This window comes from Pseudonocardia sp. D17 (genome assembly GCF_036984265.1).
Taxonomy (GTDB): domain Bacteria; phylum Actinomycetota; class Actinomycetes; order Mycobacteriales; family Pseudonocardiaceae; genus Pseudonocardia; species Pseudonocardia benzenivorans.
Genome location: NZ_BPRG01000037.1, coordinates 47105 through 61576 on the forward strand (window position 1 = coordinate 47105; position 14472 = coordinate 61576).

The 14472-nt window shown below is 75.1% G+C and carries 12 protein-coding genes and 1 riboswitch; of the genes, 5 read left to right on the forward strand and 7 right to left on the reverse strand.

Annotated elements, in window-relative coordinates:
* Window positions 1-57 precede the first annotated feature (57 nt).
* Window positions 58-681 carry a MerR family transcriptional regulator gene (locus tag PSD17_RS06500; protein WP_013675279.1) on the forward strand — a complete coding sequence of 208 codons (624 nt, stop codon included), beginning with the start codon at window positions 58-60 and terminating at the stop codon, window positions 679-681.
* Between the two features lie 146 nt (window positions 682-827).
* Window positions 828-918, forward strand: a riboswitch (glycine riboswitch).
* Window positions 919-1069: 151 nt separating this feature from the next.
* Window positions 1070-3964, forward strand: coding sequence for an aminomethyl-transferring glycine dehydrogenase (gcvP, locus tag PSD17_RS06505; protein WP_339122134.1), 2895 nt, complete (start codon window positions 1070-1072; stop codon window positions 3962-3964).
* 64 nt (window positions 3965-4028) lie between these two features.
* Here gcvP and PSD17_RS06510 read toward each other — a convergent pair whose 3' ends face one another.
* The 5 genes from PSD17_RS06510 to PSD17_RS06530 all read right to left on the reverse strand — a co-directional run bounded on the left by PSD17_RS06510 (window position 4029) and on the right by PSD17_RS06530 (window position 8771).
* A complete protein-coding gene (locus tag PSD17_RS06510) occupies window positions 4029-4910 on the reverse strand; it encodes a 3-methyladenine DNA glycosylase (RefSeq protein WP_445260995.1) in 882 nt (293 codons plus the stop codon).
* Window positions 4907-5032, reverse strand: a complete 126-nt coding sequence (locus tag PSD17_RS06515; RefSeq protein WP_013675282.1) for a hypothetical protein — start codon at window positions 5030-5032, stop codon at window positions 4907-4909. The genes PSD17_RS06510 and PSD17_RS06515 overlap by 4 nt, the downstream gene beginning before the upstream one ends.
* A gap of 46 nt (window positions 5033-5078) precedes the next feature.
* Window positions 5079-6131 carry a hemolysin family protein gene (locus tag PSD17_RS06520; protein WP_013675283.1) on the reverse strand — a complete coding sequence of 351 codons (1053 nt, stop codon included), beginning with the start codon at window positions 6129-6131 and terminating at the stop codon, window positions 5079-5081.
* The gene (locus tag PSD17_RS06525) at window positions 6121-7455 is read right to left on the reverse strand and encodes a hemolysin family protein (protein WP_013675284.1); all 1335 of its coding nucleotides are present in this window, start codon (window positions 7453-7455) and stop codon (window positions 6121-6123) included. Before PSD17_RS06525 ends, PSD17_RS06520 begins: the two co-directional genes overlap by 11 nt.
* Before the next feature lie 188 nt (window positions 7456-7643).
* Window positions 7644-8771: a DNA glycosylase AlkZ-like family protein gene (locus tag PSD17_RS06530; RefSeq protein ID WP_013675285.1), complete on the reverse strand. Its 1128-nt coding sequence runs from the start codon at window positions 8769-8771 to the stop codon at window positions 7644-7646.
* A 248-nt stretch (window positions 8772-9019) separates the two neighbouring features.
* Here PSD17_RS06530 and coaA point away from each other — a divergent pair, with 248 nt between their 5' ends.
* On the forward strand, window positions 9020-9982 hold the full coding sequence (coaA, locus tag PSD17_RS06535; protein WP_013675286.1) for a type I pantothenate kinase: 963 nt from the start codon (window positions 9020-9022) through the stop codon (window positions 9980-9982).
* A 144-nt stretch (window positions 9983-10126) separates the two neighbouring features.
* A complete protein-coding gene (locus PSD17_RS06540; RefSeq protein ID WP_013675287.1) occupies window positions 10127-10618 on the forward strand; it encodes a MarR family winged helix-turn-helix transcriptional regulator in 492 nt (163 codons plus the stop codon).
* Window positions 10619-10627: 9 nt separating this feature from the next.
* Here the strand turns inward: PSD17_RS06540 and PSD17_RS06545 are convergent, their stop codons facing one another.
* Window positions 10628-11425: a DUF427 domain-containing protein gene (locus PSD17_RS06545; RefSeq protein WP_013675288.1), complete on the reverse strand. Its 798-nt coding sequence runs from the start codon at window positions 11423-11425 to the stop codon at window positions 10628-10630.
* Window positions 11426-11663: 238 nt separating this feature from the next.
* Between PSD17_RS06545 and PSD17_RS06550 the strand changes: the two genes are divergently transcribed.
* Window positions 11664-13475, forward strand: coding sequence for a serine/threonine-protein kinase (locus tag PSD17_RS06550; RefSeq protein WP_013675289.1), 1812 nt, complete (start codon window positions 11664-11666; stop codon window positions 13473-13475).
* A 60-nt stretch (window positions 13476-13535) separates the two neighbouring features.
* Here the strand turns inward: PSD17_RS06550 and PSD17_RS06555 are convergent, their stop codons facing one another.
* Window positions 13536-14300, reverse strand: a complete 765-nt coding sequence (locus PSD17_RS06555; protein ID WP_041761372.1) for a sulfite exporter TauE/SafE family protein — start codon at window positions 14298-14300, stop codon at window positions 13536-13538.
* Between the last annotated feature and the right edge of the window lie 172 nt (window positions 14301-14472).

Sequence of the window (14472 nt, forward strand, 5' to 3'; positions counted from 1 at the left end):
CGGCGCGTTGACCGACTGCTCACATTTGCTTACGGTCGGCATCGTTCGGTTGGGTGGATGAACGGGATTCGCGGTCGTCGCGACCCGACGGGAAGGAGTGCCGTGGACGCGTCGCCGCCCGACGCGCCCGAACAGGGCGAGCTCTTCCCTGACCCCCTCGTGGGCGAAGGTCTCGACGGCATGCCCGACCAGCTGGTCGGGTTCCGCGGGCCGACCGCATGCCAGGTCGTCGGCATCACCTACCGTCAGCTGGACTACTGGGCCCGCACCGGCCTCGTCGTCCCGTCGATCCGCGGGGCCGCCGGCTCCGGGAGCCAGCGGCTGTACTCCTTCAAGGACGTGCTGGTCCTCAAGGTCGTCAAGCGCCTGCTCGACGCCGGGGTGTCCCTGCAGAACATCCGCGTCGCGGTCGAGCACCTGCGGCGCCGCGGGATAAGAGATCTGGCCGGCATCACGCTGTTCAGCGACGGCACGACCGTCTACGAGTGCGCCTCGCCCGAGGAGGTCGTCGACCTGCTGCAGGGTGGGCAGGGCGTCTTCGGGATCGCCGTCTCCGGCGCGATGCGCGAGATCAGCGGGTCGATCAAGGACTTCCCCGTGGAGCGGGCCGACGGTGGCACCGTCGACGACGCCCCCGAGGACGAGCTGTCGCGCCGCCGGGCGCGCCGCGCGATCAGCTAGAAACGCCGACAGCGGACCGCGAGTGGCGATGGTCGCCACTCACGACGAGCGCCACTCACGACCCGACCGGTGGGGCGCGACCGTGTCGAACAGTTCCGGAGCCCCTCCCGGGCCCCGCTGGGGGCTAGGATGGCGCGCGTAGTCGCCGATCCCGCGCGGGAGAGCCCGGAACGTGCCGGGCGCCGAAGGAGCAACTCCTCCCCGGAACCTCTCAGGCACCAGGACCGCGTGGGCGAGACGCCTCTGGAAAGCGACGCCGGGTCACCGTCGTCCGCCGACGGGGAAAGCCCGCGCTCGCGCGGGTGAATCTCTCAGGCGCTCCGGTCACGGAGCGGGGACAGAGGGGGAGGGCAGTACGCCCGCGCCCGCCGCCCGAGAGGTCGACCCCATGAGCCCGACCCCCACCAGCGCCACGACCGCCCCGCGCGAGTCCCTCGTCTCCCTGGAACGCGGCGTCGCGTTCGTCGAGCGGCACGTCGGGCCGCGGGAGGACGAACTGGCGACGATGCTCGCCGCGATCGGCCTCGACTCCCTCGACGCCCTCGCCGACGCCACGGTCCCGGCGTCGATCCGCGACCGCGCCGGTGAGGCGACCAGCCTGCCGGCCCCGGCGTCGGAACAGGAGATGCTCGCCGAGCTGCGCGCGCTCGCGGAGCGCAACACCCTCACCGTCCCGATGATCGGGCTCGGCTACTCGGGGACGGTGACCCCGCCGGTGATCCGCCGCCACGTGCTGGAGAACCCCGCCTGGTACACCGCCTACACCCCGTACCAGCCCGAGATCAGCCAGGGCCGGCTCGAGGCGCTGCTGACGTTCCAGACCGCCGTCGCCGACCTGACCGGGCTGCCCGTCGCGGGCGCGTCGCTGCTCGACGAGGCCACCGCCGCCGCCGAGGCGATGACGCTGCTGCGCCGCGCGGGGAAGGCGGGGACGTCACGGAGCCCACGGTTCGTCGTCGACGCCGACACCCTGCCGCGGACGCTGGAGGTCCTCGCCACCCGCGCCGCACCGCTGGGCATCGAGCTCGTCGTGGCCGACCTCGCCGCCGGGCTGCCCGACGGCGAGCTGTTCGGGGTGCTGCTGAGCTACCCGGGCGCCTCGGGCGCCGTCAGCGACCCGACCGCGCTGATCGAGGCTGCGCACGAGCGCGGCGCGCTCGTCGCCGTCGCGGCCGACCTGCTGGCGCTGACGCTGCTGCGCCCGCCCGGTGAGCTGGGCGCCGACGCCGTGCTGGGCACCACGCAGCGCTTCGGCGTGCCGCTCGGCTTCGGTGGCCCGCACGCCGCGTACCTGTCGGTGCGCCAGGAGTTCTCCCGCCAGCTGCCGGGCCGGCTCGTCGGCATGTCCCGCGACGCCGACGGGCATCCCGCCCTGCGGCTGGCCCTGCAGACCCGCGAGCAGCACATCCGCCGGGAGAAGGCGACCAGCAACATCTGCACCGCGCAGGTGCTGCTCGCCGTCGTCGCCGCCTGCTACGCCGTCCACCACGGTCCGGACGGCCTGCGGCGCATCGCGACCCGCGCGCACCGGATGGCCGCCGTGCTGGCCGCCGGGTTGCGCGCCGGAGGCGTCGAGGTCGTGCACGACGCCTTCTTCGACACGGTGCAGGCGCGCGTCCCGGGCCGGGCGGGGCACGTCGTCGACGCCGCCCACGACGCGGGGATCCTGCTGCGCAGGGTCGACGACGACGTGGTGGGGATCGCCTGCTCCGAGCTCACGACCGTCGCTCACGTCGAGGCGGTGTGGGCCGCGTTCGGGGTGGCCGTCGAGGACGTGGCGGCGCTCGACGCGGCGACGGCCGACGCGCTGCCCGGCGGGCTCGTCCGGGAGTCGGAGTACCTGACCCACGAGGTGTTCCACGCGCACCGGTCGGAGACCTCCCTGATGCGTTGGCTGCGCCGGCTCGCCGACGCCGACCTCGCGCTCGACCGCACGATGATCCCCCTGGGCTCGTGCACGATGAAGCTCAACGCGACCGCGGAGATGGAGCCCATCACCTGGCCGGAGTTCGCCGACCTGCACCCGCACGCCCCGGCCGCCGACGCCGCGGGCACGTTGGAGCTGATCGCGCAGCTGGAGCGCTGGCTCGCCGAGCTGACCGGGTACGCGGCGGTGTCGTTGCAGCCCAACGCCGGCAGTCAGGGGGAGTTCGCCGGGCTGCTCGCGATCGCGGCCTACCACCGCGACCGCGGCGAGGCCCATCGCGACGTCTGCCTGATCCCCGCGAGCGCGCACGGCACCAACGCCGCGTCGGCCGTCATGGCGGGGATGCGCGTCGTCGTCGTGGCCACCGGCCCGGGCGGCGACGTCGACCTCGACGACCTGCGCGCCAAGATCGCGGCGCACCGTGAGAACCTCGCCGCGCTGATGATCACCTACCCGTCGACGCACGGCGTGTACGAGGCCGCGGTCCGCGAGGTGTGCGACGCGGTGCACGAGGCGGGCGGGCAGGTCTACGTCGACGGCGCCAACCTCAACGCCCTCGTCGGGCTGGCCCGGCCAGGTGCGTTCGGGGGCGACGTCAGCCACCTCAACCTGCACAAGACGTTCTGCATCCCGCACGGCGGCGGCGGACCGGGGGTCGGGCCGGTCGCGGTGGCCGAGCACCTCGCCCCGTACCTGCCGGGGCGCGGCAAGGTCGGTGCGGTCTCGGCCGCGGAGTACGGCAGCCCGGGCGTGCTGCCGATCTCGTGGGCCTACATCCGGATGATGGGCGTCGACGGGTTGCGCCGGGCGACCCTGACGGCCGTGGCGGCGGCCAACTACGTCGCGGCCCGGCTGCGCGAGCACTACCCCGTCCTGTACTCCGGAGCCGACGGGCGCGTCGCCCACGAGTGCATCCTCGACCTGCGCGCCATCACGAAGTCGACCGGCGTCACCGTCGACGACGTCGCCAAGCGGCTCGCCGACTACGGGCTGCACGCGCCGACGATGTCGTTCCCCGTCGCGGGCACGCTCATGGTCGAGCCGACCGAGAGCGAGGACCTCGCCGAGATCGACCGGTTCGTCGACGCGATGATCGGCATCCGCGGCGAGATCGACCGCGTCGCGTCGGGGGAGTGGCCGGTGGAGGACAACCCGCTGCGCGGCGCCCCGCACACCGCCGCGTGCCTGACCGACAAGTGGGACCACCCGTACCCGCGCCAGCTCGCGGCGTACCCGACGGGGGCGACGCCCGGCGTGCACGACCGCAAGGTGTGGCCGCCGGTGCGGCGCATCGACGGCGCGCACGGCGACCGCAACCTGGTCTGCTCCTGCCAGCCGGTCTCGGCGTACGCGTGAGGTCGTGAGTGGCGACCGTCGCTACAGCGACTGCCACAGCGACTGCCACAGCGACGATCGCCACTCACAGGCGCTCACAGAGCGCGATCAGGCGGGAGCGCAGCGGCGCGGCGCGCTCGGCGAAGCCCGCCTGCAGCCGGGCGTACTCGGCGCGGCCCGCGGGGGTCTCGATCCGGACCGGTGCGTAGCCGTGGGCGGCGAGGTCGTAGGGGCTCGCGCGCATGTCCAGCTCGCGGACGTCGGAAGCCAGCTCGAAGCAGTCGCCCAGCAGGTCCGACGGGCATCCCGGGGCGAGCTTGTACGCCCACTTGTAGAGGTCCATCGTCGCGTGCAGGCACCCCGGCTGTTCCAGCGCGACCTGGCTCTCCCGCGTCGGGGTCAGCGCGTTGCGGGGGCGGGCGGCGTCGGTGAAGAACCGGAACGCGTCGTAGTGCGTGCACTGCACGGGCAGTGACTCGACGACGGCGTCGGTGCCGGCGGCGCCGAGCCGCAGCGGGACGGCCCGGTGGCGGGGCGCGTCGCTGCGGTAGACCATGGCCCACTCGTGCAGGCCGAAGCAGCCCAGCCGCGCCGGCCGCGATGCGGTCGCACGCAGCAGCCGGCCGACGAACTCCGCGGTCGAGCGCAGCCGGGGCAGGGCGGCGACGTCGAGGACGACGCCGGCGGGCCCGCAGACGTAGCCGGGCCGGTCGAGGAACTCCGCGGCGTCGCGCAGGGCGACGCCGGGGCCGGGGTCCCAGCGTTCGAGCTGGGCGGGCCGCAGCGAGTAGTAGGTGAAGAGGAAGTCCAGTACCGGATGGGCCTCGCCGCGGCGGCGCCGCTCGCGGTGCGGTCCGGTCCAGCGGGCCATCCGCTCGCGGTGGGCCCGGGCCCGCTCGCGCCACTGCCCGCCGTCGAGCACGACGGCGGGGCCGCGCGCGGTGGCGACGGACGGGGCTGCGGTCACCCGGCGACGGTACCCGGCCCGGCGGCGGGCTCCGGGCGGGCGACCCAGCGGGCGCCCGGGCCGCCCTCCTCGATGCCGTAGGCGAGGATCCGCTGCGGGTGGATGCGGATGACGCCCGCCACGGTCGCACCTGAACCGAGGTCGAGGTCAAGACGTCACGACATGGGGTCAGGCCTGCGGGTCGGGCGCGGTGTGGGTCGAGTCGCGCACCGTCCCGACGTAGGCCTCCACCAGGTCCTCCATCGCCACCAGGCCGACGGTGCTGCCCTGCGGGTCGACGGCCCGCGCGAGGTGGGCGCGCGCGCTGCGCAGGGCGGCGAGCGCCTCGTCGAGCCGGGCGTCGGCGGGAACCTCCGGCAGCCCGCGCACCCGCGAGCCGGGGACGACGGCGGCCGGGTCGTCGACGACGTCGAGGATGTCCTTGACGTGCAGGTACCCGATGAGCCGGCCGTCGGCGCGCAGCGGGAAGCGGGAGTACCCGGTCTCGGCGACGACGGCGGCGACCTCCCCCACCGTCGGCCTGGCCGACAGCGTGACCAGCTCGTCGAGCGGGACGACGACGTCGGCGACCGTGGCCTCGGCGGAGTGCAGGGTGCGGGCCAGGCGGCTGGACTCCTCGTCGTCGAGCAGGCCCTCGCGTCGTGAGTCGGAGATCATCTCGGCCAGCTCGCCGCTGGTGAAGGCCGCCTCCAGCTCGTCGCGCGGCTCGATGCGCAGCAGCCGCAGCACCGAGTTCGCCATCCAGTTGAAGGCGGAGACGAACGGGCTCGCGACGCGCGTCCACACCAGGAACGGCGGGACGAGCAGCGCGGCGGTCCGCTCGGGCCCGGCGATGGCGATGTTCTTGGGCACCATCTCGCCGAGCACCATGTGCGCGACGACGACGATCGCCAGCGACAACGCGAACGCGATCGGGTGCAACAGCCCCTCGGGCAGGCCGAGCAGGTCGAACGGGCGCTCGATCAGGTGCGCGACAGCGGGCTCGCCGAGGCGGCCGAGCAGCAGCGAGGCGATGGTGATGCCCAGCTGCGACGCCGCGAGCATCCGCGACAGGTCCGCGCTCGCCGCGAGCACCGTGCGCGCGGCGGCGTCGCCCGCGTGGGCCATGGCCTCCAGCCGGTCGCGCCGGGCCGAGATCAGCGCGAACTCGGCGCCGACGAAGAACGCGTTGGCCAGCAGCAGCAGGACGGCCGCGAGCAGCGCGAGGAGGTCACCGCCCATCGACGGCCTCCGCCTCCGCCGGGCGGCGGGCCAGCCGCAGCTCGGCGATCCGGTGCCGGTCGCGGCGCATCACGGTCAGCCGCCACCCGTCGACGACGAGGTCGTCGCCGACGTCGGGGATCCGCCCGAGCCGGGCCAGTACCAGGCCGGCGAGCGTCTCGTAGTCGCCCTCGGGCATGTCGAAGCCGGTGGCGTCGGCGACCTCGTCGGCGCGCAGCAGGCCCGAGACCACCCACGAGTCGCGGCCGAGCGGGCGCACCGTCGGCTGCTCGGCCCGGTCGTGCTCGTCGCGAACGTCCCCGACGATCTCCTCGACCAGGTCCTCGAGCGTCACGAGCCCGGCCGTGCCGCCGTACTCGTCGACGACGACGGCCATCTGCAGGCCGGCGGTGCGCAGCCGGGTCAGCAGCGCGTCGCCGTCGAGGGACTCGGGGACGGTCGGTGCCTGCTGGACGAGGTCGCGGACGACGGTGTGCACGCGCTCGGCCGCCGGTATCCCGAAGGCCTGCTTGACGTGGACCAGCCCGAGGACGGTGTCGGGGTCGCCGTCGCGGACGGGGAAGCGGGAGAAGCCGCTGGTCCGCGACAGCAGGACGAGGTCGGCGACGGTGTCGTCGGCGTCGAGGGCCTCCATCCGCACGCGCGGGGTCATCAGGTCCTCGGCGACCCGGTCGGTGAACCGCAACGAGCGGTCCAGCAACGTCGCCGTTCCGGCGTCGAGGGTGCCGTGGGCGGCGCTGGCCCGCACGAGCGAGCTGAGCTCGTGCGGGGCCCGGGCCGAGCGCAGCTCCTCGGCGGGCTCCACGCCGAGCTTGCGGACGACGCCGTTGGCGGTCCGGTTGAGCCCGTTGATCAGCCAGCGGAACGTCGCGGAGAACCCGGCCAGCACCCACACGACCGCGCGCGCGGTCACCAGCGGGCGGGCGATCGCGATGTTCTTGGGCACCAGCTCGCCGAAGACCATCGACAGGGTCGTGGCCAGCACCAGCGAGAGCGCCGTGGCGAGACCGGCGGACCAGCCCGGCGACATGCCGGTGGCGTCCAGGCCCGGCCGGATCAGCTCGGCGATCGCGGGTTCGGCGATGTAGCCGGTGGCCAGCGTCGTCACGGTGATCAGCAGCTGGCTGCCCGAGAGCTGGAACGACAGCTCGCGGTGCGCGCGCTGCAGCGCCATCGCGCGCCGATCGCCCGACTCGGCGACGTGCGCCTCGATCTGGCTGCGCTCCAGCGCGGTCAGCGAGAACTCCGACGCGACGGCCACGGCGGTGCCGAACGTCAGCGCGAGCACGGCGACCAGGCCGAGCACGGACAGCAGGACCGTCATCGGACGGTGCTCCTGGCGGGGGACGCGGGAGAGAGGTTCCGGGGCGGGCGTGGCGGTCGACCGCAGCCCGGGTCACCGGGCCGTGCGCTGGGCACTGCTGCTCCTCGGGACACTGTCGGACGGGCCGCCGCACGTGCGGGTGCGGAGGCGCCGAGTGTAGGGCGTCGCCCGCGACGGCGCCCAGGTGATCAGGCGAGGGTGACCGTCGCCTCGGCCTTGCCGCGGACGACGGCCAGCCGCTGCGCCTCCTCCTCGAGCGCGGTGCGTTCGGCCCTGGTGAGCCGCCGGAACGCGGTGACGCCGATCTCCAGCGTGCGCTTCTGCCGCGGCCGCCACACGCCGGCCGCCTCGGTCCCGGCGAGCAGCAGCCCGGGGCTGCCGAGCGGGCGCCACAGCCGGCTGCGGTGGTCGGGGTCGGGGACGAGCAGCGCGCGGTCGCGGCCCTGCAGCACCGGGTCCGAGGGCGCGAGCAGCCGCAGCCCCGGCTCGGGGGCGTCGGCGCGGACGGTGTCGAGGTCCTCGGCGCGCACGAGCCCGGGCCGCCCGCCCACGGTGACGTCCACGAGATCCGCGGCGGGCGCGTCGGCGACGACGGGCTTGGCCACCCCGAGGAAGTCGGCGACGTCGGCGAGCGAACCGCCGGGGAAGAGGCGCAGATAGGTGCGTTGCAGCGGAGCCGTCGGCCCCGTGGCGGCGGGCAGGCCCGCCCAGCCGGGGATCGCCTCGAACGTCAGCGGCCTGCTGTCGGGCACCAGCCGCATCCCCGCGGGCAGCGCGGCGAGGCGCAGCAGCTGCTCGGAGACGTGCCGGGTGTCGCAGGGCCGGCAGAACGGTGCGAGCGCCGGCCGGATCCGCGTGGTCACCTGCGCGCTGAGCCGGGACTTGGTGACGGTCCCCTCCGCGGCGAGCACCGCCGCGACGGCCTCGGCCACCTCCCGGTAGGCGCCCTCGCCGGTGACCCCGGCCTCGGCGAGACGTCTGCGCTGCCACGCCAGCCGCGCCATCGCGTCGGCGTCGTCGCGGGGCCGGCCCACCGCGGCGAGCAGCGGCAGGTCGGCGCTGCGGTGCAGGTGCGGGGCCCCGCGGAACGACCAGACCAGGGTCAGCGCACCGCCCGCGGTGACGTCGGCGGCGGGCGGCAGCGGCACCGCCAGCCGGGCCGAGACCGCGGCGCGCAGCGCGCCGGGCGGGGTGTCCTGCACGCCCAGGTCGCAGACGGCGAGCTCGTCGACCCGGCTGGCGGTGCGCCAGGTGAGCCCGTGCACGGCGAGCCGGTGGGCGAGCACGGCCTGCGGGTCGAGCGCGACGGGGGTCACCCCGTCATCGTGCCCGGACCCGCGGTGTCCGCGCGCCGTGTCGGGCGCGGCGCTGTTCCGGCGCGGCGGGGGTGTCGGCGCGGGGGTGTCGGCGCGGGGGTTTCGGCGCGGGGGTGTCGGCGCGGTTTCGGCGCGGCGCGCGGAGATCGGTGCGACCGATCTCACGAGGCCGAGCCGCGACGTCGGCGTCTAGGTTGGACCACCATGTCCACGTGGTGCGGCCGACGACGGCAGAGGGCAGTGTTCCGGTGACCCGGGCCACCGGCACGCGCAACGGCGCGGCGTCCCCGTTCGTCGACTTCGACCGGGCGGCATGGGCGCGCCTCGGCGCGACGACACCGCTGCCGCTGACCGCGCACGAGCTCGAGCAGGTCCGCAGTCTCGGCGACCACGTCGACCTCGACGACGTCCGCGAGGTGTACCTGCCGCTGTCGCGGCTGCTCACGCTGCACGTCCAGGAGGGCGGGCGGCTCTACCGCGCCTACCGCAACTTCCTCGGCGGCACGACGGCACGCACCCCGTTCGTCATCGGGATCGCCGGGTCGGTGTCGGTGGGCAAGTCGACGACGGCGCGCCTGCTACGGCTGCTGCTCGCCCGCTGGCCGCAGCATCCCCGCGTCGAGCTCGTCACGACCGACGGCTTCCTCCACCCCAACGCCGAGCTCGAACGGCGGGGTCTCATGCAGCGCAAGGGCTTTCCCGAGTCCTACGACCGCCGCGCGCTGCTGCGCTTCATCACCGAGATCAAGGCGGGACAGGCCGAGGTCCGCGCGCCGGTGTACTCGCATCTGGTCTACGACATCGTGCCCGGCGAGCAGCTCGTGGTGCACCGGCCCGACATCCTGATCGTCGAGGGCCTCAACGTGCTGCAGCCGGCGCAGCCGAGCCTCTCGCGCGGCGGGGCACTGGCGGTCAGCGACTTCATCGACTTCTCCGTCTACGTCGACGCGGCGACCGACGACATCCGGAGCTGGTACGTCAGCCGGTTCCTGAAACTGCGCGAGACGGCGTTCCGTGATCCCGCGTCCTACTTCCGCCGCTACGCCGCACTCGACCGCCCGGCTGCGGTCGCGCGGGCCGAGTCGATCTGGGCGGAGATCAACGGGCCGAACCTGGAGGAGAACATCCTCCCGACGCGGGGCCGGGCGAGCCTGGTGCTGCGCAAGGGCCCCGACCACGCGGTCACCGGCATCCGGCTGCGCAAGGTCTGACACCCCAGCCCGCCGCCGTCCGGAGGTGTCATCGCACGTCCGGACGGTCGCGACCGGCGAGCCCGCGTCGGGGTCCGGGGGCACTGCTGGCACGATGGGTGGATGCAAGGCGGTGCCGATGTGGCGGGCCCGGAGGTGCCGGGTATGACGCATGCGACTCCCGGGATGGCCGACGACCCACCCGACGACGACACGCACACCGCGCTGGCCGCGCGGCTGGGGCTCGTCGTCGGGCGGCTGAACCGGCGCATCCGTATCGACGGCCGGGAGTCGGTGCCGCCGTTGCAGCTGTCCGCGCTGGTCACCGTCGAGCAGCGGGGCCCGCTGCGGCTCTCCGAGCTGGCCCGCCGCGAGGCCGTCACCGCGCCGACGATGAGCCGGGTGCTGGCCGCCCTCGACGACCAGGGGCTCGTCGTGCGCACGGTCGACCCCGACGACGCCCGCGGGGTGCTGATCACCTTGTCGGCCAAGGGCGCCGAGGTCCTCAAGGAGGTGCGCAACCACCGCACGGCGCTGGTCGCCCGCCGCCTCGGCAGGCTCGACGCCGCCCAGCTCGCCGCGGTGCACGACGCGTTGCCCGCCCTGGAGGCCCTGCTCGTCGACGACGCGGCGAACCCGGGCACCGACCGGGTCTGAGCCCCGCCGTCAGACGGGGGTGCCGTCGACCAGGACGGTCAGCTCGTCGTGCGCGAACGACAGCAGCCCGGCAATCCGTGCCGCCTCGGGCAGCGGCTCGGGGTAGACCCATGCGGCGTCGGCGAGCAGCCGTCCGTCGGGCAGGCGGACCGAGCGGTAGCCCGCCTCGCCCTTGTAGGGGCAGCGGGTGCGGGTCGGGCTGGGCTCCAGCGTGGCGGCGACGTCGCTCTCCTGCAGGTAGTACCGGTGCGGCAGCCCCGTCTCGGCCAGCATCGTCGGGTGCTCGCTGCGCGCGAGGACGGTGTCGCCGTGGCGCACCTCGACGGTCCGCGACGTCGGCCGGATGTCGATGCGCGTGTACGGGTCGGTGAGGTGGGCGTAGACCTGCTCGTCCTCGTCGTACCAGGCGTCGGCGGCCGTCCAGTACAGCGCCGCGTGCCCGGCGAGCCACGCCGCGGCGGGCTTCGGGTCGGGGTAGGACCACAGGGCGTTCTCGACGAACCGGTCGTCCACCCGCAGCGAGTGGTAGGCGGCGTCGCCCTTGAACGGGCAGTGCGTCGTGTGCGCGGACGGTTCGAGCACGGCCGCGTCGATGTCGGCGAACGGCACGTACAGCACCGGCAGCAGCGCGGTCTCGTGCAGCAGCAGCCCGTCACGGGTGTCGAGGACCGTGCGGCCGCCGAGCACCGCGCGGACGCGGCGCCCGAACGGATGCGCGAGCAGCTTGTGCGGCGGCCCGTCGATCACGTAGTTCGCGGTGGCGGGCGCGGTGGGGGACAGGGGACCGGTGGTGCGGGTCAGGCCCACGGGAGGGATCCTTCCGGCCGGGGTCGTCGGAGCCTCCAAGGCTGCCTCGTGACCGGCCCGGTGTCAGGTCGGGGCCGCCCGTCGCACGATGCGGCACCGCTCGGTGTTCCTGCAGGCCAGGAGATCCGCCCGGCGAATGTCCCGGCGCGGCCACCCGGTCGCGTGGCGAGCGCTGCGGCGCGCGGCGGTCCGCGCCTGACATAGTGGTCTCGACGGGACCCGGGGGAGGCGACGAGTCGTGGACGCGGTGGCTGCGCTGCTCGCCGGGCTGCTCGACGGCCTGCGCCGGATCGTCAGCCCGGAGGTCTGCCCGGGTTCCTGGGCGTGGGCGACGACGCTGCTCGGCATCGGCGTCGGCCTGTTGCCGACCGTCGGAGCGGTGTCGGTCGCGCTCTGGCGGCGGCGCATCGGGTCGCGCTACGGCCCCGTCGAGTCCACCGGGCTCATCGCCGCCGGCGTGCTCACCTGCGGCGTGCTGCCGCTGCTGGTGTTCTCGGCCGTCGGCCAGGTCTTCGCCGCGGCGGCCGCGGGCGGATCGGTCCCCGGCCTGTCGGCGACCGCCGTCCGCTCCCTGGGGACCACGGTGTGCGTCGCGGGTGCCCAGTCCACCTACCTGGGCCGGGGCTCGGTCGGCGACGCGTTCGACCCGTCCGATCCGGTGCGCCTCGCGATCGCCGTGCTGCTGCTGGTCCTCGTCCCGATCGTCACGACGTTGTTCGTCGCCGCCCAGGCCCGGCTCGCGCTGCGGCGCGGCCCGTCGTGGCCCGCCCGGTTCTTCTGGGTGCCGCTGATCGGCCTCGCCCTGGTGACCGTCGGCAGCCCGGCCGGTTCGTCGGAGCACCTGTGGGTCGGGATGGCGACCGGCGCGCTGATCGGCGTGGTGCTCACCGCGATGGCCGGGAAACCGGGCCACGACGTCGTCGCCCGCTCGCTCGATCCGGCCGCCCGCACGTCGCGGCGCGACCGGTCGGCGGCGTTCCGACGCGAACCCGCGCCTGCCGGTGCTCCGGCGTCGGGACCCGTGCCGGGGCCGCGTGCCGCCGTCGCCGCGCCGCAACGCCCGCCCACGCGCCCGGTGCCGCCGCCCGTCGCCCCGACCGGGTCGCGGGTGCCGCCGCCGCGCACGCTCGTCGCGCCCACCCCCGGACCCGTCCCGGGCAACGCCTTCCCGGCCGCCGCCGTACCGGGCCCCGCCCGCGGCGCCCGGTTCAGCCCGATCCGGCGCATCGGCGCGGGCGGGTTCGGCCGGGTCGTGCTGGCCCGCGACGCCAAGCTCGGGATCACCGTCGCGCTGAAGGCGGCGCACGCGCCCGACGCCGAGACCGAGGAGCGGATCCGCCGCGAGGCCGCCGCCCTGGCCGCGGTGCGACACCCCAACTGCGTGCGCATCCTCGATCTCGTGCACGCCCGCAGCGACCCGGGGCTCGCGGGCCTCGACGGCATGGTCATCGTCATGGAGTACGTGCAGGGCATGTCGTTGGGCGAGCTGGTCCAGCAGCACGGCACGCTCGACGACGTCGCCGCCGCCCGCGTGTGGGCCGGGGTCGCGGGCGCGCTGCACGCCGCGCACTCCCACGGCGTGCTGCACCGTGACGTCAAACCGGGCAACGTCATCGTCGATCCCGCCGGGGTGGCGCATCTGATCGACTTCGGCATCGCCCGGCGCACGGGCGACTCGACGCTCACGATGGCGGGCTACGTCCTCGGCACCCCCGACTACCTGGCGCCGGAGGTCGCGGGCGGCGGCAAGGCCACTCCGGCGTCGGACTGCTGGCAGCTCGCCGCGACGGTGTCCTACGCGCTCGCGGGTTTCCCGCCCCGCGGCGGTCACCCCGACGCCGTCTCGGGCCTGCGGGCCGCGGCGGCCGGTGCGAAGCTGACACACCTGCCGCGCCGCAGCCACCACCTGTCGCTGCTGAAATCGGCGATGCGCAACGAGGCCGGCAAACGGCCCGACCTGCCGACGATCCACCGCAACCTCGACGACTGGCTGCGCCGCAACGGCACGTCGGCCCAGGGCCCGGTCACGGCGGGCACCGCGCGGCGCTGACCCGGCACCCGTGGCTCGGCCGCGCCGGGGCTTCGCGGGCCGCGACCGCACGGCCCGGTCTCAGAACGCGTCGAGCCCGAGCTTCACGGCGAGGCCGAGGCCGGCGAGCCCGATCGCGGTGCGCAACAGCGTCGTCGGGAGCCGGCGGGCGATCGCCGGACCCAGCCACGACCCCACGAGCACGCCGGCGGCGAGCGGCACCACCGCCGCCCACCGGACGTCGCCCGCCACGGCGAACGCGACCGCGGCCGTGCCGTTGGCGAGCCCCAGCAGGGCGTTCTTCAGCCCGTTGGCCTGCAGCAGCGACACGGGCAGGCCGATGAGGAGCAACGCCAGCAGCAGCACTCCGGCCGCCGCGCCGAAGTAGCCGCCGTAGACCCCGACGAGGCCGATCCCGCCGAGGACGAGGAGCCGCCCGGTGCGCGTGGGCCCGCCGTCGGCCTCCCTCGCCGCGGCGGCGCGGATGCGGGGCTGGCACAGCAGCACCAGCGACGCCCCGCCCACCAGGAACGGCACGATCTTCTCGAAGCTCCCGGCGGGGGTGAGGAACAGCATCGCCGCCCCGATCGCCCCGCCCACGACGACCAGCGGCGCCAGCCGCCGTACCCGCGCGCCCTGCCCTGCGAGCTCGGGACGCGAGCCCGCGACCGACCCGACGCTGCTGGCGAGCAGCGCGACGGTGTTGGTCATGTTCGCGGTCGTCGGGGGCAACCCGACGGCCAGCAGCGCCGGGTAGGAGAACAGCGACGCGAGCCCCGCCATGGAGCCCGACAGCCCGGCGCCGAACCCGGCTGCGACGAGGAGCAGCAGTTGGCCCGTCGTCACGGTCGCGCGCGGTCGACGCGGCGGTTCGGCACGCACCGACACTAGGCCTCCTCCCCGCCGGGGCGCGGTGCCCGCCGCTGCGATGCGTCCCACGCCCGGCGGCGTCCGGTCGATCATGGTCTGCAAAGATCAGCTCGCCGTTCGGCGCGTGAGAGCAACCTCTCGTCGTCGC

Coding starts and splice junctions, on each gene's coding strand:
- gcvP (WP_339122134.1), top strand. CDS start 1,070: ATGAGCCCGACCCCCACCAGCGCCACGACCGCCCCGCGCGAGTCCCTC.
- PSD17_RS06520 (WP_013675283.1), bottom strand. CDS start 6,131: ATGGGCGGTGACCTCCTCGCGCTGCTCGCGGCCGTCCTGCTGCTGCTG.
- PSD17_RS06540 (WP_013675287.1), top strand. CDS start 10,127: ATGACGCATGCGACTCCCGGGATGGCCGACGACCCACCCGACGACGAC.
- PSD17_RS06525 (WP_013675284.1), bottom strand. CDS start 7,455: ATGACGGTCCTGCTGTCCGTGCTCGGCCTGGTCGCCGTGCTCGCGCTG.
- PSD17_RS06500 (WP_013675279.1), top strand. CDS start 58: ATGAACGGGATTCGCGGTCGTCGCGACCCGACGGGAAGGAGTGCCGTG.